This window comes from Kutzneria buriramensis (assembly GCF_003387475.1).
Classification (GTDB): domain Bacteria; phylum Actinomycetota; class Actinomycetes; order Mycobacteriales; family Pseudonocardiaceae; genus Kutzneria; species Kutzneria buriramensis.
The window spans coordinates 367770-387651 of sequence record NZ_QUNO01000002.1 but is presented as its reverse complement, the minus strand read 5'-3'; the positions used below and the strand labels follow the sequence as shown (position 1 = coordinate 387651).

Below are 19882 nucleotides of genomic sequence, written 5' to 3'. Positions count from 1 at the left end.
GAACGCTAGGCGGTCACGAGACCGGTTCGCCAGGCCCAGGCGGCAATCTCCACCCGATTTCGGGCACCGATCTTGTTCTGCACGGAAGCCAGGTGCGTTTTCACCGTCGACAGCGACAGGAACAACGCCCCGGCGATCTCGGTGTTGGTCAGACCCCGCGCGACCTCCCGCACCACGTCCTGTTCGCGTTGGGTCAACAGGTCGAGGTCCGCGCCCTCCGACGGCCGAGTGAAATGTTGGAGCATCCGCAGGGTGATCTGCGGGGAGATCAGCGCGTTGCCGGCCGCGGCCGCCCGGACCGCCTCGACGAGCAGCGCCGGGCCGGCGTCCTTGAGCAGGAAGCCGCAGGCCCCGTTCTCCAGCGCGGCGTAGACGTACTCGTCCAGGTCGAAGGTGGTCACCACCACGACCTTGATCGGGTCGGCGACCCCGCGCCCGGCCAGCTGCCGGGTCACCTCCAGCCCGTCGATCCCGGGCATCCGGATGTCCACCAGGCACACGTCCGGCCGCAGCTCCCGGGCCTGGGTCAGCGCGGTCACGCCGTCGGGGACGTCGGCGACCACCTCCAGGTCCGGCTGGTTGTCGATGATCATCCGGAACCCGACCCGGACCATCTCCTGGTCATCGGCGATCAACACCCGGACGGTCAACGCGCCTCCCCCTTGAGTGGTAGCTCGGCCAGCACCTGCCAGCCGCCGGCCACCTCGCCCGCGGAGAACAGGCCGCCGAGCAGCTCCACCCGTTCTCTCATACCGACCAGACCGTAGCCACCCGACCCGCCGACGGGCGTGACGCGTCCGCCCTTGCCGTCGTCGCGCACCATCAGTCGCAACGCGTCCGACCCGGTCGTGAGTTCGACCGCCACCAGCGTGGGGTCGTTGGCGTGCTTGTGCACGTTGGTCAGCGACTCCTGGACCAGCCGCAGCACCGACCGGCCGACCTCCTGCGGCACGACGGCCGGCAGCCGCATGGTCAGCCGCACCGGGACGCCGGCCTGCTGGGCGCGGTCGACGGCGGCCCGGACGTCGGCGTCGAGGTCGGTGGTGGCGGTGTAGAGGGGCTCACTTTCGCGCAGCGTGCCGACGAGCCGGCGCATCGCCGCCAGCGCGTCGGTGCCGGAGTTGACGATGCCGGGCAGCAGCCGGTGCGCGGCCAGCGGGTCGTTGTCGGCGACGGTCAGCGCCGCCTGCGCCTGCACCACCATGCCGGTGACGTGGTGCGCGACGACGTCGTGCAGCTCGCGGGCCAGCTCCACGCGTTCGGCCCGCTGGGCGTCGGTGACGGCGGTGGCCAGGGCGCGGCGGCGGATGCCGTCACGGGCCCGCAGGTAGATGCCAAGCAGGACGGCAACGGCGACGACCGCGACGTCCAACGCGAAGCTGAGCCGCCGCTCCAGCGAGAAGATGAGGGAGGTCTCGCGGAACAGCAGGGCGAACGTCGCCGACGCGCACAGCAGCCCGAGCTCGAAGATCGCGGCCCCGGTCTCTCCGCTGAACACCACCGTGACGATGATGACCAGGAAGGCGACGGTCTCCGCGGGCGTGAGCGGGCTGAGCCACGCCGGCGGGTAGACGTGGTAGGCCCGGGCGTAGACCGTGCCGACGCCGGCGGCGACGCTGGCCACGGCCACCGCCAGCACCGGGCGCTTGGCGCAGATGACCGCGGCGACGCAGACCGGCAGGACGAACACCGCCATGCCCAGCTCGGACAGCCGGAATCCGTAGAGCACCGTCGATCCGGTTTGCAGCACGTACACCGCCATGACGCCGGCGCCGATGAAAACGGGGGCGCGCAGCGCGGTCAGCAGTCGGTCCACGAAGGACACAGTACGGCCGGTCGACGCCCCGTGACCTCGGCCGACCGGCCCGGCGCGGCATCGGTCATTCGGCCGATGGACGGCCGCGGGCCCGTGCTGCTCGGCCGAGGTGGCCGACCCGCCCGCGCCGGCATCGTCTGACCCCGACACGAGGGATCGGAGGGTGAGGAGTGGCACCGGTGCTGGCGGGACGGGGTCTGACCAAACACTACGGCGGTGTGCACGCGCTGGACGGCGTGGACATCAGCATCGAGCCGGGCCAGGTGCTGGCCGTCGTCGGGCCGTCCGGGTCCGGCAAGACGAGCCTGCTGCACGTGCTGTCCGGCATCCTGCGGCCGGACAGCGGCGACGTGTTCCTGGACGGGCAGTCCGTGGGCACGCTGTCCGAGGCGGCGCGCAGCGAGCTGCGGCGCACCGCCTTCGGCTTCGTGTTCCAGTCGGGGATGCTCGTGGCGGAGCTGACCGCCGAGGAGAACGCGGCGCTGCCGCTGCTGCTCGCCGGGATGCCGCGCCAGCAGGCCGTGGCCGATGCCCGGGACTGGCTGGCCAGGCTGGGGCTGGTCGGGTTGGAGAAGCGGCGGCCCGGGGAGATGTCCGGCGGGCAGGCGCAGCGGGTCGCCATCGCGCGGGCGCTGGCGCACCGGCCGCGGGTGATCTTCGCCGACGAGCCGACCGGCGCCCTGGACACCCGCACCGGCCAGGACATGATGTCCGCCCTCCTGACGTCCGCGGCGGAATCCGGCGCGGCGGTCGTCGTCGTGACGCACGACGCCGCCATCGCCGGCCGCGCTCGGCGGGTCGTCGAGCTGAGCGACGGTCGCATTCTCCAGGAGGTCTACTCATGAGTGTGTTCCGTATCGCGCTTGCCGTGCTGCGGAACGACTCCCGTAGCCGGATCGGCACCGCGTTGGTCACGGTGGGCGTGGCTCTGGGCGTGTCGCTGGTGTTGTGGCTGGCCTCCGCGCCGAACGCGTTGCAGCACCGGGCCGAACGCACGGCATGGCGCAGCACCGACAACGCCGTGAGCCAACAGGACACCCGCGCGCTGATGGCCATGGCCACGAACAGCGACCAGTACGACGGCAAGCTGATTCACCGCTTCGACGTGGCCCTGACCAAGGCCGGCAACACGCCGACGCTGGCGCCGGGCATCTCCAAGGTGCCGGGACCGGGCGAGGTGCTGCTGTCGCCGGTGCTCGCGGACCTGGTCAAGGCCACGCCGCCGCAGTTGCTCGGCGACCGGTTCCCGGGGCAGGTCGTCGGCGAGATCGGCGATCAGGCGCTGGAGTACCCGGACGAACTGGTGGCGATCATCGGCCACCAGCCCGGCACGATCGACGGTCGCTTCCTCGCCGGCTTCGGCGGCAACGACGCCGTCGCCCAGGACAACGGCGACATGCTGTACCTGCTGACCCGCGTCGGCATGGTGGTGCTGATCGTGCCGTGCCTGGTGCTGGTGGCGTCGGCGGCGCGGCTGACCGCGACCCGCCGCGAACGCCGGCTGGCGGCGCTGCGACTGGCCGGCGCGACGCCGGTGCAGGTGATCGCCATGACGGCCGTGGAGACGGTGATCGGGGCGGTCCTGGGCAGCGTGCTCGCGGTCGCCGTCGCGCAGCCGCTGAGCCACCTGACGGCGATGATCCCGTGGGGCGGCGGAACCTGGCTGCCCGGCGACTTCACGTCCGGGCCGCTGTTCGTGGGCTTCGTCGCGGTGCTGGCGCCGGTGCTGGTGGTCGGGGCGGCGGTGCTGGGGCTGCGCCGCGTCGTCGACCGGCCGCTGATGGCCGCCGCGGAGCAGTCCCGGCGCAAGATCAGCCCCGCCCGGCTGCTCGGGCTGGTGGCGGCGGGCGGCGTATTCCTGCTGGGCCTGTCGATCGCCACCGGCGGGCGGTCCGACCTCGACCGGTTCACGGTCGTGCTGGTCGGCCTCGGCGCCGTCGCGGTGGCGCTGGTGCTGGCCGGGCCGGTGGTCACCGCGCTGGTCGGACGGTACTTCGTCGGCCGCTGGCGCAAGCCGTCCACGCTGCTGGCCGGCCGGCGGCTGCTCGGCGATCCGGTGGCGTCGTTCCGTGCGGCGGCGGGCGTGGTGGTGGCGGTGTTCGCCGGCTCGATGGCGTTGACCATGCTGCCGGGTCTCGAACGGGAGATGCCGACGTTCAGCGGCCCGTGGAAGGACAACGCGATCGTCGCGCAGACGGTCGGCCAGAGCACCGTCGGCCCGCACACCGACGCGATCGCCGAACTGCGGGCCGAGCTGGCTCGACGCAACCTCAACGCGCCGGTGATTCCACTGGTCGGCGGTTCGCTGACGTCCACTTCGGACGAGAATCGGCCAAGCTACGAGGCCGTCATCGCGCCGTGCAAGGACATCGCCATGGTCCTATCCGGACTGTCCACGAGCGACTGCACCGACGGCCCAGCCGTCTACCTCCCCCGCGGCTCCTCGGACGCCCTGCACAGCATGGAGTTCCGTCTGAACCCCAGCACGCCCACCGACACCCCGTCGGCCAGGCCGCTGCCGGCGGACGTGCCGCTGCACAAGCTGTCCGACTGGACGGACATGATCGTGATCGACCCGGCGGTGTTCCCGGACCTGGCGGCGAAGCCGACCGGGGCCGCCACCGTCACGACTCCGTCCACCAAGGACGCCGTGTACACGGCGGTGGTGCGGGTGCTGCCCGACGTGGCGGTCTCCGACAACTACCGCGACATCGGCCACATGGACACGCTGATGGCGGACCTGCGGCGGGCGACCGCCATCGGGCTGGGGCTCATGGCCCTGCTCAGCGGGGCCAGCGCGGCCGTGGCGGCGGCCGGTTCGGTCATCGACCGCCGGCGCACGTTCGGGGCCCTGATCGCGGCCGGCACGCCGGTCCGGGTGCTGGCGCGGGCGTTGCGGCGCGAGGTCGTGCTGCCGGTGCTGGTGGCCACGATCGGCTCGTCGCTGGCCGGCATGCTCGTCGGCCTCGGCCTGCTCGACATCACGCACAGCATTTCCGGTCACGGCGAATCCCTGCTCAGCCCGTGGATTCTCGCGCCGGGAGTCGCCGGCTTCGCGGTCGCGCTGGCCGCGGCGGCCGCCTGCGGGCCGGTGCTGCGCACCTTCAGCGCCCGCGACTACTCGGCCGAGTGACGTAGCCGACACGAATTCGCCGCAACAACGCGAGCTCTGGCGACTCATACCGCTAGAGACCCTCACTGGGGGAAGGAACACGAGCGATGCTCCTCAGGATCGACCCTGCCCAAAAATGGCTGGTCGCCAACGCCCGGACGGTGTTCTACGTGGCCGTCGGCGCCGCCGTGGCGATGGTGGCGCTGTGGCCCAGCGGCGGGCTCATCGACATGCAGGTCTACCAGGCCGGCGCCAAGGCCTGGCTGAGCGGGCAGCCGCTGTACGCGCAGGGCGTGCTGGGGCCGATGTTCTTCACCTATCCCCCGTTCGCGGCGGTGTTCTTCGCGCCGCTGGCGATCATCCCGCTGCCCGTGCTGTGCGCGGTGTGGGTGGCCGGCAACCTCGGTCTGCTGTGGTTGATCGTGCAGCGCTGCCGGGCGATCGTCGGCCTGCCGCCGGAGCTGACGTTCGTGTTCGCCGCGGCCGCGCTGTGGCTGGAGCCGGTGCGCACCAGCCTGCTGCTGGGACAGATCAACCTGATCCTGCTCGCCCTGATCCTGTTCGACCTGTGCCGGAACCGGCCGTCCACATGGGCCGGTGTGGGTGTGGGCCTGGCCGCGGCGGTGAAGCTGACGCCACTGATCTTCGTCGGCTACCTGCTGTTCGCCCGCCGGTGGCGGGAGGCCGTCACCGCGCTGGCGACGTTCGCCGTGACCGTCGTGGTGGGGCTGCTGTTCGTGCCCGAGGCCGCGCACTACTGGTTCGGCGGCGTGTTCGGCGACTCCAGCCGCGTCGGGCCGCTGCTGAACTGGTCCGACCAGTCGATCCACGGCATGTTGGCGCGAGTGTTCGGCGAGGACGGCTCGAAGGTGCCGTGGCTGCTGGCCGGCGTGGTGGTGGGCCTGGCCGGCATCGCCATCGCCGGCCTGGTCGACCGGCGCGGCGACCGCGTGCTGGCGCTGGGCCTGGCCGGCATGACGGCGTGCGCGGTGTCGCCCTTCTCCTGGGAGCACCACTGGGTGTGGTTCATCCCCGTGATCGTCGCCCTGTCGGCGCGCGGGCTGTCCTGGTGGGTGCCGGCGCTGGTGTTCGTGGCCGGCTCGGCGATGCCGACCCGGCTGCCACCGCTGGACTTCCAGCACGGCATGGACACCGGCTTCATCTCGTGGGACATCGTCGACGGCCCGCTCGGCTTCTTCGTGCGCAACCCCTACACGTGGACGCTCATCGCGCTGCTCGTCGGGATCGGCATGCGCTATGGTCGGAGGTGGCTCGCAGGGAGCCGCCGGTCCGCGGAAAGGGCTCAGCCCGCCTGAGCGGTTCTTGTGGTTGCTTGCCGGTACCTCCTTTCAGCCTGGCGACGCGGACAGCAGGCGTTGTGAAGGGAGGTCGGCATGCCGACCATTTCGCTTCCTGACGACCCCAGCCTGGAACACCTGCGCCACCAGGCCCGTGCGCTGCACCGGGCCGTCCAGGCCGGGGACGCCGCCGCCGTCGAGCGGATCGAACGCTCCTACGGACCCGTGAGCGACCCGTTCCCGCTGGCCACGGCCCAGCTCGTGGTCGCACGCGAGTACGGGTTCGCCAGCTGGGCGCGGCTCAGGCAGCACGTCGAGGCCATCGACCGCTACCGCTGGCCGCGCCGCTCGGGGATGCCCGTCGCCACGTCGCCGTCCGACGAGTTCTGCCGGCTGGCCTGCCTGAACTACACCGATGACGACCCCGCGCACCGGGCCAGGGCCGTTGTGCCCGCTGACCCGCACATCTGGGCGGCCGCGGCGGCCGCCGACGCCGCTCGGGTCGAGTCGCTGGTGGCCGCCGACCCGTCGCTGGCCCGGCGCGAAGGCGGGCCGCACCTGTGGGAACCGCTGTGCTACCTGACGTACTCCCGGGTCGGCCTGGGGGATCCACTTCGGACGGCCAGGGTGCTGCTGGCCGCCGGCGCCGACCCCAACACCGGGTACCTGTGGCACGGGTTGACGTCGCCGTTCACGCTGCTCACGGGCGTGTTCGGCGAGGGCGAGATGGGGCCGGTACGGCAGCCACGGCACCCGCGGTCGCTGGAGCTCGCCGAGGTGCTGCTGCGGGCCGGGGCCGACGCCAACGACTCGCAGACGCTGTACAACCGCCAGTTCGGCGACGACGACTCCCACCTGCGGCTGCTGTTCCGCTACGGGCTCGGCCGCGGCGACGGCGGCCCGTGGCGGGCCCGGCTGTCCACGGCCTCCCCCGCAGAACTGGTGCGGAGCCAGCTGCGCTGGGCCGTCATGCACGACCAGCGGGACCGGGTGCGGTTGCTGGTGGACAACGGGGCGGAGTTCCAGGACTTCGTCGAGCTGGCGCTGGTCAACGGGAACCGCGAGATCGCCGACTACCTGCTGGCCGCCGGCGCTCCCGCTCCCTCCTTGGCTCCCGTTGAGGCCTTTGTCGCCGCCGTCCTGGCCGGCGAACCGGTGGATCCCGCCGCGGCGGCTGCTGCGCGCGCCGCGCGGCCCGCGTTGGTGGTGTGGGCCGCCTCCAACGGCCGGATCGACGCCGTGCGCCGGCTGGTGGAGCTCGGTTTCGACGTCAACGCCCTCGGTCGCGGCGACGTGCCCGTCGAGCAGCCGTGGTCGACGGCGCTGCACCACGCCGCCGGCGGCGGCGACCTGCCGATGGCCCGGCTGCTGCTCGACCTCGGCGCCGACCCCACGATCCGCGACGCCAGGTTCGACGCCACGCCGCTCGGCTGGGCCGAGCACGAGGGCCAGCAGGAACTCATCGAGCTGCTGAGTCCGTAGCCCTGTCGGCTCTGTCGGCGAGGCCCTGCACGAAGCGCTCGATCACCCGCTGCAGGGCCCGCCGGTAGATCCAGCCGGTGCCGGGCACCTTGGCGTGGAACGTGCTGTGCCAGCGGATGTCGGTGCCGCCGTCGACCGGCGTGAGGTCGACGTCCGCCCGGTAGCCGCGCAGCGGCAGCCCGGACAGCAGGGCATAGCTGAACCGCTGGTCCGGCACGATCTCCACGATCTGCTCGCGCATCCGGTACAGGCGCCCGGTGCGGAACCGGCGGATGGCCCCGACGCTCTCGCCGCCGTCGGGACCGGTCCGCTCCAGGGCGAACGTGTCCACCGTGCCCCACTCCGGCCAGGTCGCCCCGTCCCGGAGCAGGGCGTGCACCACCCTCGGGCTCGCCGCCGTCCGTGCTCGCGCGTCCACGCGCTGGATCGCCATGACCCCTCCCCTCCGTGTACCAAGTGGTACATGTACCATCTGGTTCAATGGAGGGCAAGGATCCCAAGCGCCGGCTCCTCGAGGCCGCCGTCGACCAGCTGGCCCGCACCGGCGTCGCCGGGCGCAGCCTGCGGCAGCTGGCCGCCGACCTCGGCACCAGCCACCGGATGCTGATCTACCACTTCGGCTCGATGGAGGGCCTGCTGGTGGAGATCGTCCGCGAGGTCGAGGCCCGGCAGCGGGCGGCGCTGGCCGACCTGGACGGCAGCGGCACGCCCGAGGAGGTCGCCCGGGCCTTCTGGCGGCGGTTCACCGATCCCGCGCTGTACCCCAACGAGCGGCTGTTCTTCGAGCTGTACGGGCAGGCGCTGCAAGGCCGCCCCGGCACCGAGGCGCTGCTGCCCGAGGTCGTGACGGCGTGGCTCGGGCCGCTGACCGAGCTCGGCAAGAGTCACGGACTTTCCGAGCGCGACGCACGTATCAGTGCGAGGCTGGGGGTGGCCGTCACCCGAGGGCTGCTGCTGGACCTGCTCGCGACCGGCGACCTGGGCGCCGTGAACGCCGCGATGGACCGGTTCGTCGACCTGTACGTGGCCAGCCTCCAGTAGGTCTGGCGCGGTTTACCCATGCCGCATGGGTAAGTTGACCCATTTTGTTTCAGGGCCCTGGCGTGGCCGGGAACGGTGCCGTCAAGCTGCGGATATGGGGAGCATTTCGGTCGTTCTCGCCGACAGCCATCACGTCGTGCGCAGCGGGCTGCGGGCCGTGCTGGCGAACGAGGCGGATATCAGCGTCGTCGCCGAGGCCGGTGACGCCGGCGAGGCCGCGCGCGCCGCCGTGCAGCACCGGCCCGACCTGGTGGTCATGGACTTCGACGCCGACGCCGTCCGCGCCGTGCTCCGGGCCAGCGCCGGCTCGCACGTGCTGGTCTTCACGCTGGCCGACGACGACGAGTCGATGTACCAGGCCATCCGCGCCGGCGCGCGCGGCTACCTGCTCAAGTCCGCCCAGCAGCCCGAGATCCTGCGCGCGGCGCGGGGTGTCGCCGCCGGCGAGGCGATCTTCGGCGAGGGGGTGGCGCACCGCGTCATCGAGCTGCTCACCGCGCCCGTGCACCGGACCGAGGAGGCCTTCCCGGAGCTCACCCGCCGCGAACGCCAGGTGCTGGACCTCATCGCCGACGGCCGCTCCAACTCCGTCATCGCCCGCCAGCTCCACCTCGCCCCGAAGACCGTCAGCAACCACATCTCGGCGATCTTCACCAAGCTCCGGGCCGCCGACCGCGCCGAGGCCATCGCCCGCGCCCGCGACGCCGGCATAGGCACCCGAGTCCGCCACCTCACCTCAGTAACCGGCTGACCCCCGCGAGTTCGCCCAGAAATCAAACACAGTCAGACACACCGAATGTAGGTTTCAGGTAGACCCCCGCGAGTCCCGCCGCCATGTATCCCGAAGAACTGGTCGGGCTCTGGGACAGCCGCCCCCACGACTGTCCGTTGAGGACGATTCGTGGCACGAAATCGTCCCCTGGGACTCAGGAGCTGAACGCCGAGTCGAAGGACGCCTCCGGCGGTTCGATACGGGTCATCGACCGGACGAAGGCCAGCGCGTCGGGGGCGCCGGTGAGGCGGTCCATCCCGGCGTCCTCCCACTCCACGGAGATCGGCCCCTCGTAGCCGATGCTGTTCAGCATCCGGAAACACGCCTCCCACGGCACGTCGCCGTGCCCGGTGGACACGAAGTCCCAGCCGCGCCGCGGATCGCCCCACGGCAGGTGCGAGCCGAGCCGCCCGTTGCGGCCGTTGAACCGCTTGACGGACTCCTTGCAGTCCACGTGGTAGATCCGGTCCCGGAAGTCGTACAGGAACCCGACGGGATCGAGGTCCTGCCACACGAAGTGGCTGGGGTCGAAGTTGAGCCCGAACGCGGGCCGGTGGCCGATGGCCTCCAGGGTCCGCACGGTGGTCCAGTAGTCGTAGGCGATCTCCCCGGGATGCACCTCGTGCGCGTACCGGACGCCGACCTCGTCGAAGACGTCGAGGATCGGGTTCCACCGATCCGCGAAGTCGGCGTAGCCGCGCTCGATCATCGAGTCCGGCACGGGCGGGAACATGGCCAGGGTGTGCCAGATCGACGAACCCGTGAAGCCGACGACCGTGCTCACGCCGAGTCGAGCCGCGGCGCGGGCGGTGTCGGCGATCTCGGCGGCGGCGCGCTGCCGCACGCCCTCGGGGTCGCCGTCGCCCCACACCCGCGGGTGCAGGATGTTCTGGTGCCGCTCGTCGATCGGGTGGTCGCAGACGGCCTGGCTGGTCAGGTGGCACGAGATCGTCCAGCACTGAAGGCCGTGCCGCGCCAGGGTCTCCTTGAACTTCGGCAGGTACGAGTCGTCGGCCAGCGCCGCCTGCACGTCGAAGTGATCTCCCCAGGTGGCGACCTCCAGCCCGTCGTAGCCCCAGCGAGCAGCCAGCCGGCACACCTCCTCGAACGGCAGATCGGCCCACTGCCCGGTGAACAGCGTCACGGGACGAACCATCACACACCCCTCAGTGAAATGCCTTGTTGCACGGCGTCGAGCACCCGCTGCACCTGAAGACCCTCCTCGAACGACGGCGAGAGCTCCGTGCCCTCGACGACCCCGGTCACGAAGTCCCGCACCTGGTGGACGAACGTGTGCTCGTAGCCGATGATGTGCCCGGGCGGCCACCACGCGTCCATGTACGGATGCGTCGGCTCGGTGACCAGGATCCGCCGGAACCCGGCCGTCAGCGGGTCCTCGGCGCCGTCGTAGAAACGCAGCTCGTTCATGGATTCCTGGTCGTACGACAGGGTTCCGAGCGAGCCGCTGACCTCGATGCGCATGGCGTTCTTGCGCCCGGTGGCGAACCGCGTCGCCTCGAACACGCCGATCGCGCCGCCGTCGAAACGGGCGGTGAACAGCGCGGCGTCGTCCACGGTGACGGGTCCGCGGCCGGAGCCATCGAGCTTGGGCCGCGAGTCGACGAACGTCTCCAGCATGCCGCCCACGGCCGAAATCCTTTGCCCCGTCAGGAACTGCGCCATGTCGATGCTGTGCGCACCGAGATCGCCCAACGCGCCGGAGCCGGCGCTGGCAGCGTCGAGCCGCCAGGTCAGCGGAAAGTCGGGATCCACCAACCAGTCCTGGAGGTACTGGGCGCGAACCTGCCTCACCGTGCCGATCCGGCCGGCGGCGATCAGCTGACGGGCCAACGCAAGCGCCGGCACGCGGCGGTAGTTGAACATCACCATCGACCGCCCCGACGCCGACGCGGCCGCCGACACCATCCTCGAAGCCTCCTCGACCGTGTTGGCCAGGGGCTTCTCGCACAGCACGTGCTTGCCCGCGGCCAGCGCGGCGATGGCGATCTCGGCGTGGCTGTCGCCGGGCGTGCAGATGTCGATCACTTCGACGTCCGGCCGGTCGATCACAGCCCGCCAGTCGGTCTCCGAGCTCTCCCAACCGTACTTGGCCGCCGCGGCGGCGACCTTGTCCGCCGAACGGCCGCACACGACGGCAAGCTCCGGCGTCGCCGGCAGGTCGAAGAACCGCCCGGCGGTCCGCCACGCGTTGGAGTGGGCCGCCCCCATGAAGGCGTAGCCGATCATGCCGATCTTCATGCCGTCACCGCCGCCGGTCGCTCGCAGGTGCTGCCGATCTGCACGGACGTGCCCGTCTCGGCCGCCCGCAGCAGGCATTCCATCACGTCGAGCACGTGGTACGCCAGATCCCCGCTCGCCCGGTGCGGCGTTCCGTCCACAATGGACCGTGCCATGTCCGCGACGCCGATGCCCCGGCCGGCGTCCGGATGACCGGCCAGCACGGACAGGTCGACCCACTCGTCGCGGAAGATCTGCACGGTGCCGTCGAAGTTGTTCGGATCCGGCACGGACAGGCTGCCCTCGGTGCCGTACACCTCGATCCGCGGCAGCTGTGCCCCCCAGATGTCGAAACTCACCATCAGCGTCGACAGCTCGCCGCCGACGTGCTCCAACACGCCGGTCACATGCGTCGCCACCCGCACCGGAAACGTCGTGCCGACACGGGATCCGCTGCCGATCACGCGCGTCGCCCGGGGCGCGGACGACATGCCGACCACCCGCCGGACCGGCCCGAGCAGCGTCACCAGCGCCGTCAGGTAGTAGGGCCCCATGTCCAGCAGCGGCCCGCCGCCGGGCTCGTAGTAGAACTCCGGGTTCGGGTGCCATCGCTCGTGTCCGGGCGTCGTCATGAACGCCGTCGCCGCCACCGGAGCCCCGATGTCACCGGCGTCCAGGCTCACCCGGGCGGTCTGAACCCCAGTGCCCAGCACGGTATCCGGCGCGCAGCCTACGACGACGCCGCCCGCGACCGCAGCGTCCAACACCTTCCGCGCCGCCGAGGTGTCGGCGGCCAACGGCTTCTCGCCGTACACGTGCTTGCCGGCGGCAATGGCCGCCAGCGCGACCTCGGCGTGCGCCAAGGGAATCGTCAAGTTCAGGACGATGTCCACATCGGACGCCTCGAACAGCTCCTCCGGCGTGCACGCCGGGACCTCGGCCTGTGCTGCCACCGCAGCGGCCCTGGATACGTCGATGTCGGCGATTCTGGTCAGCACCACGTCGTCCAGACGCGGCAGGTTCCGGACGTACTGGCCACTGATGTTGCCGGCCCCGACGATGCCGACCCTCAACGACTCGCCCATGTCAGCCCCTCGATGATCATCCGATCCACCTCCGGCACGTCGAAGTCGTCCAGCTTGTGGCCGATCGTGGTGACGAAAACCCTTCCCTCGCCCCAGTTCCGGGTCCAGGTGACCGGCAGCGTGGTGCCGTCCTCGACGAACTCCGTCGTCGCCAGCACCTCGACCGCCGGGTCGACGTGCACGTAGTACTGCTCGGTGTGCACCGTGAACGACGAGCCGCCGGTGCGCACCGGGTACTCCACGAACTCCGGCGGGTGGTAGACGAACTGACCGCCGGTCATCAGCTGGTAGCGCGTCTCGTCCCGGAACGAGTCGACGATTCCCCCGTGCCAGCCGGCAAACCCGGTGCCGGCCCGCACCGCCGCGGTCAGACCTTCCACCTGCGCCGAGGAGATGGTCCCCATCGTCCAGCACTGCACGATGAGGTCCGTGCGGGCCAACAGGTCGGTGTCCAGATAGCTGTCCAGGCTGTCCGAGGTCGTCACGTCGTAGCCGCGGGCGGTGAGCTCCCCGGCGTAGCGGTCGCTGGCCTCGACGGGCACATGCCCCGTCCAGCCGCCCCGAACCACGAGCGCAGTCTTCATCAGCCGCCAATCCGCCAGGTGTGCACGGGCGTGAAGCCGAGCAGTTTCCGGCTCAGCTCCAGGGAGAACGGTACGGCGAACCCGTCCAGCGGGCCATCCAGCCGTGTCACTGGGTGGAACCGCCGCATCAGCTCGGCGGTCGGCAGCAGCGACGTCGTGTCCGGGGCCGCCACGTTGACCAGCGCGTACCCCGCAGTCCGCGCGATCAGAGCGGCTGCCACCGCCCGGGCGGCGTCCCTGGTGTCGATCCAGCTCCACAGTGCCGCGCGATCGGCTCCGGGATCGCCGTGCACGTGTTTCAGGTGTTCCAGCAGCCGGTCGCCCGTCCCGATGAACGGGAACCGCAGGCTGACCACGTCGCAGCCCCAGCGCCGGCTCACCGTCTCCCCGATGAGCTCGCCGACCAGTTTCGACAACCCGTACACGTCGTCGCCGACGTACGGGTGCCGCTCGGTCACCGGCGCGAACAGCGGCGACGCCGGCCGTGAAGACCAGGCCAGCCCCAGCGCGGAAAGGCTTGACACGTAGACGATCCGCTTGACGCCGGCCCGCCCCGCCGCGTCCAGCAGGTGAAACGTGGCGTCCACATTGTTGCCGAACACCACCTGCTCGGCCGCGCTGTACGGCGACGGCAGCGCCGCGGCGTGCACCACCGCCTCCACCCCGTCCAGCACCGCCTCCACCTGCGCCCGATCCCGCAGGTCGCCGACGTTCCGGTCGTGGGCGACCACGTCATGCCCGGAGAGCTCGTCGAGAACCGCCGCGCCGAGCATGCCGCCCGCGCCGGTCACGAGGACCCGCATCAGCCCTTCACCGCACCCTGCAAGCCGTTGACGAAATACCGTTGCAGCAGCACGAAAAGGATGATCACCGGGATCACGATGATCAGCGAGGCGGCCATCAGCACGTTCTCCTGCGGTGCGGTCGACGAGTTCAGGTTCTGCAGCGCCAGCGGCAGCGTGTAGCGCGACGCGTCGTTCAGCGAGACCCTGGTCAGCACGTACTCGTTCCAGGTGGGCACGGCGGTGAGCAGCGCGACCGTGATCAGCGCCGGCCGCGAGACCGGCAGGTAGATCGACCAGAAGGTGCGCAGCTCGCCGGCGCCGTCGCAGCGCGCCGACTCCTTCAACTCCCCCGGCACCGCCCGGAAGCTGTTGGTGAGCAACATGATGGACAGCGGCGCAGTGCCGTTGACGAAGGGCAGGATGATGCCCGGGAAGGTGCCGATGAGCCCGAGCTTCTGCTGGAGGATCACCACCGGCAGCAGCACCGTCACTCCCGGCACGAACAGCAGCGACAGGAACATGCCGTATAGCGGCCGCCGGCCGGGAAAGGGCAGCACCGCGAAGGCGTAGCCGGCCAGCGAGTACACCACCAGCACGCCGAGCGTGGTGAAGCCGGTGACGATGAGGCTGTTCCCGAAGTACGTGAAGAAATGCAGTTCGCTCCAGGTCCGCGCGAGCGTGGACAGCGTCGGGTCGGACGGGAGGAAGTGCCCGTCGAGCAGGATCTCCCTGCTGTCCTTCAACGCCCCGGACACCATGAGCAGGAACGGGTACAGGCTGATCAGCGCATATCCGGCCAGCAGCGCGTGGACGACGATCCGGGCCCTCACGCGCGGCTCCGCAGCGCCCGCAGGTTGACGGCGGCCAGCAGCAGCGCGATCACGAACAGGATCCAGCCGAGCGCGCTGGACAGGCCCAGGGTCGGCTTCAACCCGGAGAAGAACGCCAGGTTGTACGACTCGAGCCCGAGCACCAGCGTGTGCCCGCCGGGGCCGCCGTTGGTCATCAGCAGCGTCTGGGAGAAGCCCTGCAACGCGTCCCGCAGGTTGAGCACGACCACCGCGCCGGTGATCGGCAGCAGCAGCGGCCAGACCACGGACGTCATCGTGCGTAGACCACCCGCGCCGTCCACTCTAGCCGCGTCGATCACCGACTGGTCGATGGACTGGAGCCCGGTCAGGTACAGCAGCATCGCCACCGGCACCGCGCCGAACACCGCCACCACGATCAGCGTGGGCAGCGCCGTCGCCGGATTGCCCAGCCAGCCCTGGGGCTGGGCGATCGTGCCCAGCCCCAGGTGGCGGAGGATGAAGTTGAGCGAGCCGTCCGGCTGGAGCGCGTACGACCAGGCGTAGTACAGCGCGATGCCGGCCGTGACCTGGGGCAGGAAGAACACCGTGCGGAACGCCGCCCGCAGCAGCGTGATCCGGTTCAGCGCCACCGCCAGCGGGAAGCTGATCAGCACGGTGAGCACCGGCTGCGCGATCATCACGACGACGGTGCGCACCGCCGCGCCCTGCACGATCGGCGCGATGGTGGGGTCCCGATAGATCAGGTCCAGGTAGTTGCCGACACCCACCCAGGTCCAGTACGGGGTGAACCCGTTCCACCGGGCGAAACTCAGCGCCAGGCCGTAGCCGACGGTGTACACGCCCATCACCGCGAACAGCGCCACCGCCGGCAGCACGAACACATAACCGGTCAAAGCCTGCCGGGACCGGACACGCGCCGCCATCGGCTACTTCCCGCTGTTGACGCTGTTGTTGTACACGGCCAGCTGAGCGTTCGTGCCGGCCGGATCGAGCTCCTTGAGCGGGGACATCTTCACCAGGATGTCGCCGGCGGCCTCGATGTCCCAGGTCGGCCCCATGAACGTGCTGTCGCCCGGGTTGTAGGCGGAGTCGCCGCTGCCGAACGCCGCCTCCATCGTGCTCAGGTACGGCCCGACCAGCTTCGACGCGTCCGCGCCGAGGTCGGTGCCGGGCAGGTCCAGTGCCGCCTGCGCGAACGCGCCCGCCTGCTGTTGCCGCGTGAGGAAGTCCACCCACTTCAGGGCGGCGTCACGGTTCGGCGTCTGCGCGGAGAGGGACAGCCCGGTCAGCGCGATCGGCGCCAGCTTGAAGTCGCTGGTCACGCTGCCTTCGGGCGCCGGAATCGGGAACGACAGGATCTTGTCCGGGTTCAGCCCGTTCTGCTGGATGGCCGAGATGGTGAACGTGCCGCCGACGTCGAACGCCGATTTGCCCTGCGCGAAGGCGCGGTCGGCCTCGTCGATCGCGAGCGTCTGCGTGCCGGCCGTCCAGTACGGCGTGAGCTGGTCGTACTGCTCCAACACCTTCTGGCCGTTGGGGCTGCCCCACGACTTGGCCTTGTCGGTGCCGAACAGCGCCTCGTAGTCCCTGCGGCCCAGCTGCGCGAACGCCATCGGCTCCAGCGCCCAGTCGAGGCCGGTGGAGGAGCTCTTCAGGCCCATCGTGACGCCGCCGGCCCGCGGGTTCCTGTCGTGCGTGGCCTTGAGCCAGGAGATCAGCTCCTGCCAGCTCGACGGCGGCTTGGACGCGTCGACGCCGGCCGCGGTGAGCATGTCCTTGTTGGCGTAGACGATGCCGAAGGTGCCCGCCGTGAACGGGACGCTGTACAACTGTCCCTTTTGGACTCCCGGGTCCGTCGCCTTGGGTTTCAACGAGTCCTGGTACACCTGCTCGGTGATCAGGCCGGTATCGGCGGTGCCCTTGAGGAAACGGCTCTTGTACTGGTCGTTCACGTCCGGCGCGAGATCGCTGATGATGCCGGCGCCGCCGAGCACCCGGTCCTCGCCGCCGGCGTGCACCTCCAGCACGTCGGCCACGTTGTGGCTGGCCGCGGCGCTCTGCACCTTGCTGGTGTACGTGTCGTCCGGCGTGTAGGCGGTGATGTTCACCGTGATGCCGGTCTGTGCCTTGAACACGGCCGCGGCCGCCTCCAGGGCCTTGACGTGTGTCTGTTTGAACGTCCACATCGACAGCGTGGTCCCGTCGCCGGACCCGCTGCCGCCGCCGCACGCGGTGGTGACCACCGCCAGCGCCGCCACGACCGCCAGAACTCTTCCGCCGCACCGCATTGTGCCCATGCCGTCCTCCGCCAAGGTGGCTGTCACTCGGTCGAGTGAGCCAGACCATAGTTCGAGGGCTTTAACCGGTCAATGGGTCAAACTCGACCGGCCCAACCCGGGTCACGACCGCCTCTACGGCGGATTAGACATGCTAAAGTGGCCGCGTTCGAGCCAGTTGATCTCGAAGGGCGAACCCGGATGGCAGCGGCGACCGGCGGCGACAAGCCCCCGCTCTACCAGCAGGTCAAGCGCGAGCTGCTGGCCGCGATCGCCGCCGGCGAGTACGCGCCGGGCCGGCCGTTCGTCACCCAGCGCGAGATCTGCGAGCGGTTCGACGTCAGCCACGCCACCGCGGTTCGCGCGCTGAACGACCTGGCCAACGAGGGCTACGTGGTGCGCCGGCGCGGGCAGGGCACGTTCGTCGCGGAGCGGCCGCCGGCCCCGGCTTCCGCGGACCGGACGATCGCTTGCGTGCTCCAGAACCAGGGTCCGCACGTCGGCCAGATCCTCGCCGGCATCGAGGAAGTGTGCGCCGACCTGGGCTACCGGCTGTTCCTCAACCACTGCGAGAACGACCCCGCGCGCGAGGAGAAAGCGCTGTGGGGCGCGCTGGAACACCAGGTCAGCGGCATCATCGTCTACCCGGCCGAGGGCTCGGCTGTGCTCACCCCCTACGCGGAGGCGCGGCGGCGCGGGGTGCCACTCGTGATGGTCGACCGGTACCGCCCCGATCTCGTCACCGACGCCGTGGTCGCGGACAACATGTCCGCCGGGCGCGAGCTCACCAACACCCTGATCGAGGTCGGGCACCGCACGATCGCCACGCTGTGGGACGAGATCGACGTGACCAGCATCCGCGACCGGCTCGCCGGGCACGTGCAGGCCTTGCGGGAACACGACATTCCGGTCCGACCGGACCTGACCGTGCTGCGCCGCTACCGCGACCAGCCGACCGAAACCCGGCGGGCAATGCTCAGCGAGCTGCTGAACGGCAGCCAGCCGCCGACGGTGTTGTTGTGCTCCAACGGTTACGCGCTGGCCACCGCCGCGCAGGACCTGGTGGCGCTGGGCCTGGAGGTGCCCGGTGACATCGACCTGGCCGGCATGGACGACGCCGGCCCGTTCGACGTGCTGCCGTTGACGGCGGCGGCGATCTCCTTGCCGTCACGGGAAATGGGCCGGCAGGCGATGACGCTGCTGCACGACCGCGTGACCGGCACGGCTTCGGAGACCCAGCTCCGGGTGCTGCCGATAAGCGTCCAAACGCGACAGTCATCCGTCGGCTACCTGCGGGTTTCCCCTCTGGAGGCGTGATGTTGCCCGAGGTGCTGCCGCCGTGGACGCCCCGCGACTCGGTGAAGGTCACGGCGGTGCGGGCGATCGTCACGGCCCCCGAGGGAATCCCGCTCGTCGTCGTCCGGGTCGACACGTCGGAGCCGGGCCTGTACGGCCTCGGCTGCGCCACCTTCACGCAGCGGTTCGCCGCGGTGGCGGCGGCCGTGGACGAGCACATGGGGCCGCTGGTCGTCGGCCGCAACCCGGCCGACATCGAGGACATCACCCGGCTGATCCACTATTCGGCGTACTGGCGCAACGGTCCCGTGCTGAACAACGCGCTGTCCGGCATCGACCAGGCGCTGTGGGACATCATGGGCAAGCGCGCCGGCATGCCGGTGTACGAGCTGCTCGGCGGGCGCAGCCGGTCCGCGATCGAGGTGTACTCCCACGCCGCGGGCGCGACCGTTGACGAGACGCTCGACGCCGCGGCGGTGTTGCTGGATCGGGGATATCGCCACGTACGGCTCCAAGTTGGCGGTCCTGGGCTCGGCACGTACGGGGCGCCGGGCACGCGCGGCGGCTATCCCCGGTCGCCGCATCCGGACGGTTGGGATGTGCGCCAGTACCTTGACGCCACGCCCCGATTGTTCGCGGCTGCGCGCTCAAGGCTCGGTTCGTCGGTGAGCCTGATGCACGATGTGCACAGCAGATTGACACCCAAGCAGGCAATCGTGCTGGCCCGCGCCTTGGAGCCGTACGCACTGTCCTTTTTGGAGGATGTGATCCCGCCGGAGCACTACGACCAGTTGCCGGCCGTCCGAGCCGCGTCGCCGGTGCCGATCGCGGTCGGCGAGCAGCTCGGCTCCGTCACCGACGCGGCTCGACTGATCAAGGACGGCGGCGTGGACCTGCTGCGGCTGCACACTTCCGCCATCGGCGGCCTCACACCGACCCGAAAGCTGGTGGCGCTGGCCGAATTACTGGGCGTGCGCACCGCATTCCACGCCCCCGGCGACGTTTCGCCGGTCGGCGTGGCGGCGAACCTCGCCGTCGACGTGTCCACGCCGGCGTTCGGCTACCAGGAGTCGCACACGTACAACGAGGCCACGCACGAGGTCTTCCCCGGCACGCCGGTGGTTCGCGACGGTCACCTGACGCCGTCCGACGAGCCAGGCTGGGGCGTGGACCTGGACGAGACGGCGGCAGCGAAGTACCCGCCGACGAAGTTCCTACATGAACGCTGGTCGGCGCGGGTGCGCCGGCCGGACGGAGGTCTGGAAGCCCCGTAGTTTGGAGATGT

Annotated in this window: 19 protein-coding genes; 8 read left to right on the top strand and 11 right to left on the bottom strand. The window is 70.7% G+C overall.

Features of this window, described 5'->3' with window-relative positions; translation table 11 throughout:
- Positions 1–5: 5 nt before the first annotated feature.
- Together BCF44_RS06435 and BCF44_RS06430 are read right to left on the bottom strand one after the other, a co-directional pair.
- Entirely contained in the window at positions 6–650 is a 645-nt protein-coding gene (locus BCF44_RS06435) for a response regulator (RefSeq protein ID WP_281283084.1), read from the bottom strand.
- On the bottom strand, positions 647–1816 hold the full coding sequence (locus tag BCF44_RS06430) for a sensor histidine kinase (protein ID WP_147328402.1): 1170 nt from the start codon (positions 1814–1816) through the stop codon (positions 647–649). The genes BCF44_RS06435 and BCF44_RS06430 overlap by 4 nt, the downstream gene beginning before the upstream one ends.
- 179 nt (positions 1817–1995) lie before the next feature.
- On the opposite strand from BCF44_RS06430, the gene BCF44_RS06425 reads away from it, so the two are divergent.
- From BCF44_RS06425 to BCF44_RS06410, 4 genes are all read left to right on the top strand, one after another.
- Positions 1996–2661, top strand: coding sequence for an ABC transporter ATP-binding protein (locus BCF44_RS06425; RefSeq protein WP_116173180.1), 666 nt, complete (start codon positions 1996–1998; stop codon positions 2659–2661).
- Positions 2658–4949 carry an FtsX-like permease family protein gene (locus tag BCF44_RS06420; RefSeq protein WP_116173179.1) on the top strand — a complete coding sequence of 764 codons (2292 nt, stop codon included), beginning with the start codon at positions 2658–2660 and terminating at the stop codon, positions 4947–4949. Before BCF44_RS06425 ends, BCF44_RS06420 begins: the two co-directional genes overlap by 4 nt.
- Before the next feature lie 86 nt (positions 4950–5035).
- Complete coding sequence (locus BCF44_RS06415; RefSeq protein ID WP_116173178.1) at positions 5036–6244, top strand: glycosyltransferase 87 family protein; 1209 nt, start codon at positions 5036–5038, stop codon at positions 6242–6244.
- A 78-nt stretch (positions 6245–6322) separates the two neighbouring features.
- Complete coding sequence (locus BCF44_RS06410; protein ID WP_116173177.1) at positions 6323–7708, top strand: ankyrin repeat domain-containing protein; 1386 nt, start codon at positions 6323–6325, stop codon at positions 7706–7708.
- On the opposite strand, the gene BCF44_RS06405 is transcribed toward BCF44_RS06410, so the two are convergent.
- The gene (locus tag BCF44_RS06405) at positions 7686–8141 is read right to left on the bottom strand and encodes an SRPBCC family protein (protein WP_116173176.1); all 456 of its coding nucleotides are present in this window, start codon (positions 8139–8141) and stop codon (positions 7686–7688) included. The two genes, BCF44_RS06410 and BCF44_RS06405, sit on opposite strands and share 23 nt — an antisense overlap.
- 47 nt (positions 8142–8188) lie before the next feature.
- Here BCF44_RS06405 and BCF44_RS06400 point away from each other — a divergent pair, with 47 nt between their 5' ends.
- On the top strand, positions 8189–8749 hold the full coding sequence (locus BCF44_RS06400) for a TetR/AcrR family transcriptional regulator (protein WP_116173175.1): 561 nt from the start codon (positions 8189–8191) through the stop codon (positions 8747–8749).
- Positions 8750–8843: 94 nt separating this feature from the next.
- Positions 8844–9500, top strand: a complete 657-nt coding sequence (locus tag BCF44_RS06395; protein ID WP_116173174.1) for a LuxR C-terminal-related transcriptional regulator — start codon at positions 8844–8846, stop codon at positions 9498–9500.
- A 175-nt stretch (positions 9501–9675) separates the two neighbouring features.
- On the opposite strand, the gene BCF44_RS06390 is transcribed toward BCF44_RS06395, so the two are convergent.
- From BCF44_RS06390 to BCF44_RS06355, 8 genes are read right to left on the bottom strand one after another with little or no spacing between them, the layout of a single operon-like run.
- Entirely contained in the window at positions 9676–10677 is a 1002-nt protein-coding gene (locus BCF44_RS06390; RefSeq protein ID WP_116173571.1) for a sugar phosphate isomerase/epimerase family protein, read from the bottom strand.
- Positions 10677–11780 (bottom strand): Gfo/Idh/MocA family protein, encoded by a 1104-nt coding sequence (locus BCF44_RS06385; RefSeq protein WP_116173173.1) that lies wholly within the window; start codon positions 11778–11780, stop codon positions 10677–10679. Before BCF44_RS06385 ends, BCF44_RS06390 begins: the two co-directional genes overlap by 1 nt.
- Complete coding sequence (locus tag BCF44_RS06380) at positions 11777–12844, bottom strand: Gfo/Idh/MocA family protein (protein WP_116173172.1); 1068 nt, start codon at positions 12842–12844, stop codon at positions 11777–11779. The genes BCF44_RS06385 and BCF44_RS06380 overlap by 4 nt, the downstream gene beginning before the upstream one ends.
- A complete protein-coding gene (locus BCF44_RS06375) occupies positions 12829–13428 on the bottom strand; it encodes a ThuA domain-containing protein (RefSeq protein ID WP_116173171.1) in 600 nt (199 codons plus the stop codon). The genes BCF44_RS06380 and BCF44_RS06375 overlap by 16 nt, the downstream gene beginning before the upstream one ends.
- A complete protein-coding gene (locus BCF44_RS06370) occupies positions 13428–14231 on the bottom strand; it encodes an NAD-dependent epimerase/dehydratase family protein (protein ID WP_116173170.1) in 804 nt (267 codons plus the stop codon). Before BCF44_RS06370 ends, BCF44_RS06375 begins: the two co-directional genes overlap by 1 nt.
- Positions 14231–15043 (bottom strand): carbohydrate ABC transporter permease, encoded by an 813-nt coding sequence (locus BCF44_RS06365; RefSeq protein ID WP_211352911.1) that lies wholly within the window; start codon positions 15041–15043, stop codon positions 14231–14233. The genes BCF44_RS06370 and BCF44_RS06365 overlap by 1 nt, the downstream gene beginning before the upstream one ends.
- A complete protein-coding gene (locus tag BCF44_RS06360; protein WP_116173169.1) occupies positions 15040–15948 on the bottom strand; it encodes a carbohydrate ABC transporter permease in 909 nt (302 codons plus the stop codon). Before BCF44_RS06360 ends, BCF44_RS06365 begins: the two co-directional genes overlap by 4 nt.
- 3 nt (positions 15949–15951) lie before the next feature.
- Positions 15952–17322 carry an ABC transporter substrate-binding protein gene (locus tag BCF44_RS06355; RefSeq protein WP_116173168.1) on the bottom strand — a complete coding sequence of 457 codons (1371 nt, stop codon included), beginning with the start codon at positions 17320–17322 and terminating at the stop codon, positions 15952–15954.
- Positions 17323–17502: 180 nt separating this feature from the next.
- On the opposite strand from BCF44_RS06355, the gene BCF44_RS06350 reads away from it, so the two are divergent.
- Both BCF44_RS06350 and BCF44_RS06345 read left to right on the top strand, forming a co-directional pair.
- A complete protein-coding gene (locus BCF44_RS06350) occupies positions 17503–18618 on the top strand; it encodes a GntR family transcriptional regulator (RefSeq protein ID WP_116173167.1) in 1116 nt (371 codons plus the stop codon).
- Positions 18618–19871, top strand: coding sequence for an enolase C-terminal domain-like protein (locus BCF44_RS06345; protein ID WP_116173166.1), 1254 nt, complete (start codon positions 18618–18620; stop codon positions 19869–19871). The genes BCF44_RS06350 and BCF44_RS06345 overlap by 1 nt, the downstream gene beginning before the upstream one ends.
- Positions 19872–19882 lie beyond the last annotated feature (11 nt).

What these genes read in the sequence shown, in the direction of transcription:
- BCF44_RS06420 (WP_116173179.1), top strand. Translation starts at nt 2,658, where the DNA reads ATGAGTGTGTTCCGTATCGCGCTTGCCGTGCTGCGGAACGACTCCCGT.
- BCF44_RS06415 (WP_116173178.1), top strand. Translation starts at nt 5,036, where the DNA reads ATGCTCCTCAGGATCGACCCTGCCCAAAAATGGCTGGTCGCCAACGCC.
- BCF44_RS06410 (WP_116173177.1), top strand. Translation starts at nt 6,323, where the DNA reads ATGCCGACCATTTCGCTTCCTGACGACCCCAGCCTGGAACACCTGCGC.
- BCF44_RS06405 (WP_116173176.1), bottom strand. Translation starts at nt 8,141, where the DNA reads ATGGCGATCCAGCGCGTGGACGCGCGAGCACGGACGGCGGCGAGCCCG.
- BCF44_RS06400 (WP_116173175.1), top strand. Translation starts at nt 8,189, where the DNA reads ATGGAGGGCAAGGATCCCAAGCGCCGGCTCCTCGAGGCCGCCGTCGAC.
- BCF44_RS06395 (WP_116173174.1), top strand. Translation starts at nt 8,844, where the DNA reads ATGGGGAGCATTTCGGTCGTTCTCGCCGACAGCCATCACGTCGTGCGC.
- BCF44_RS06390 (WP_116173571.1), bottom strand. Translation starts at nt 10,677, where the DNA reads ATGGTTCGTCCCGTGACGCTGTTCACCGGGCAGTGGGCCGATCTGCCG.
- BCF44_RS06385 (WP_116173173.1), bottom strand. Translation starts at nt 11,780, where the DNA reads ATGAAGATCGGCATGATCGGCTACGCCTTCATGGGGGCGGCCCACTCC.
- BCF44_RS06380 (WP_116173172.1), bottom strand. Translation starts at nt 12,844, where the DNA reads ATGGGCGAGTCGTTGAGGGTCGGCATCGTCGGGGCCGGCAACATCAGT.
- BCF44_RS06375 (WP_116173171.1), bottom strand. Translation starts at nt 13,428, where the DNA reads ATGAAGACTGCGCTCGTGGTTCGGGGCGGCTGGACGGGGCATGTGCCC.
- BCF44_RS06370 (WP_116173170.1), bottom strand. Translation starts at nt 14,231, where the DNA reads ATGCGGGTCCTCGTGACCGGCGCGGGCGGCATGCTCGGCGCGGCGGTT.
- BCF44_RS06360 (WP_116173169.1), bottom strand. Translation starts at nt 15,948, where the DNA reads ATGGCGGCGCGTGTCCGGTCCCGGCAGGCTTTGACCGGTTATGTGTTC.
- BCF44_RS06355 (WP_116173168.1), bottom strand. Translation starts at nt 17,322, where the DNA reads ATGGGCACAATGCGGTGCGGCGGAAGAGTTCTGGCGGTCGTGGCGGCG.
- BCF44_RS06350 (WP_116173167.1), top strand. Translation starts at nt 17,503, where the DNA reads ATGGCAGCGGCGACCGGCGGCGACAAGCCCCCGCTCTACCAGCAGGTC.
- BCF44_RS06345 (WP_116173166.1), top strand. Translation starts at nt 18,618, where the DNA reads ATGTTGCCCGAGGTGCTGCCGCCGTGGACGCCCCGCGACTCGGTGAAG.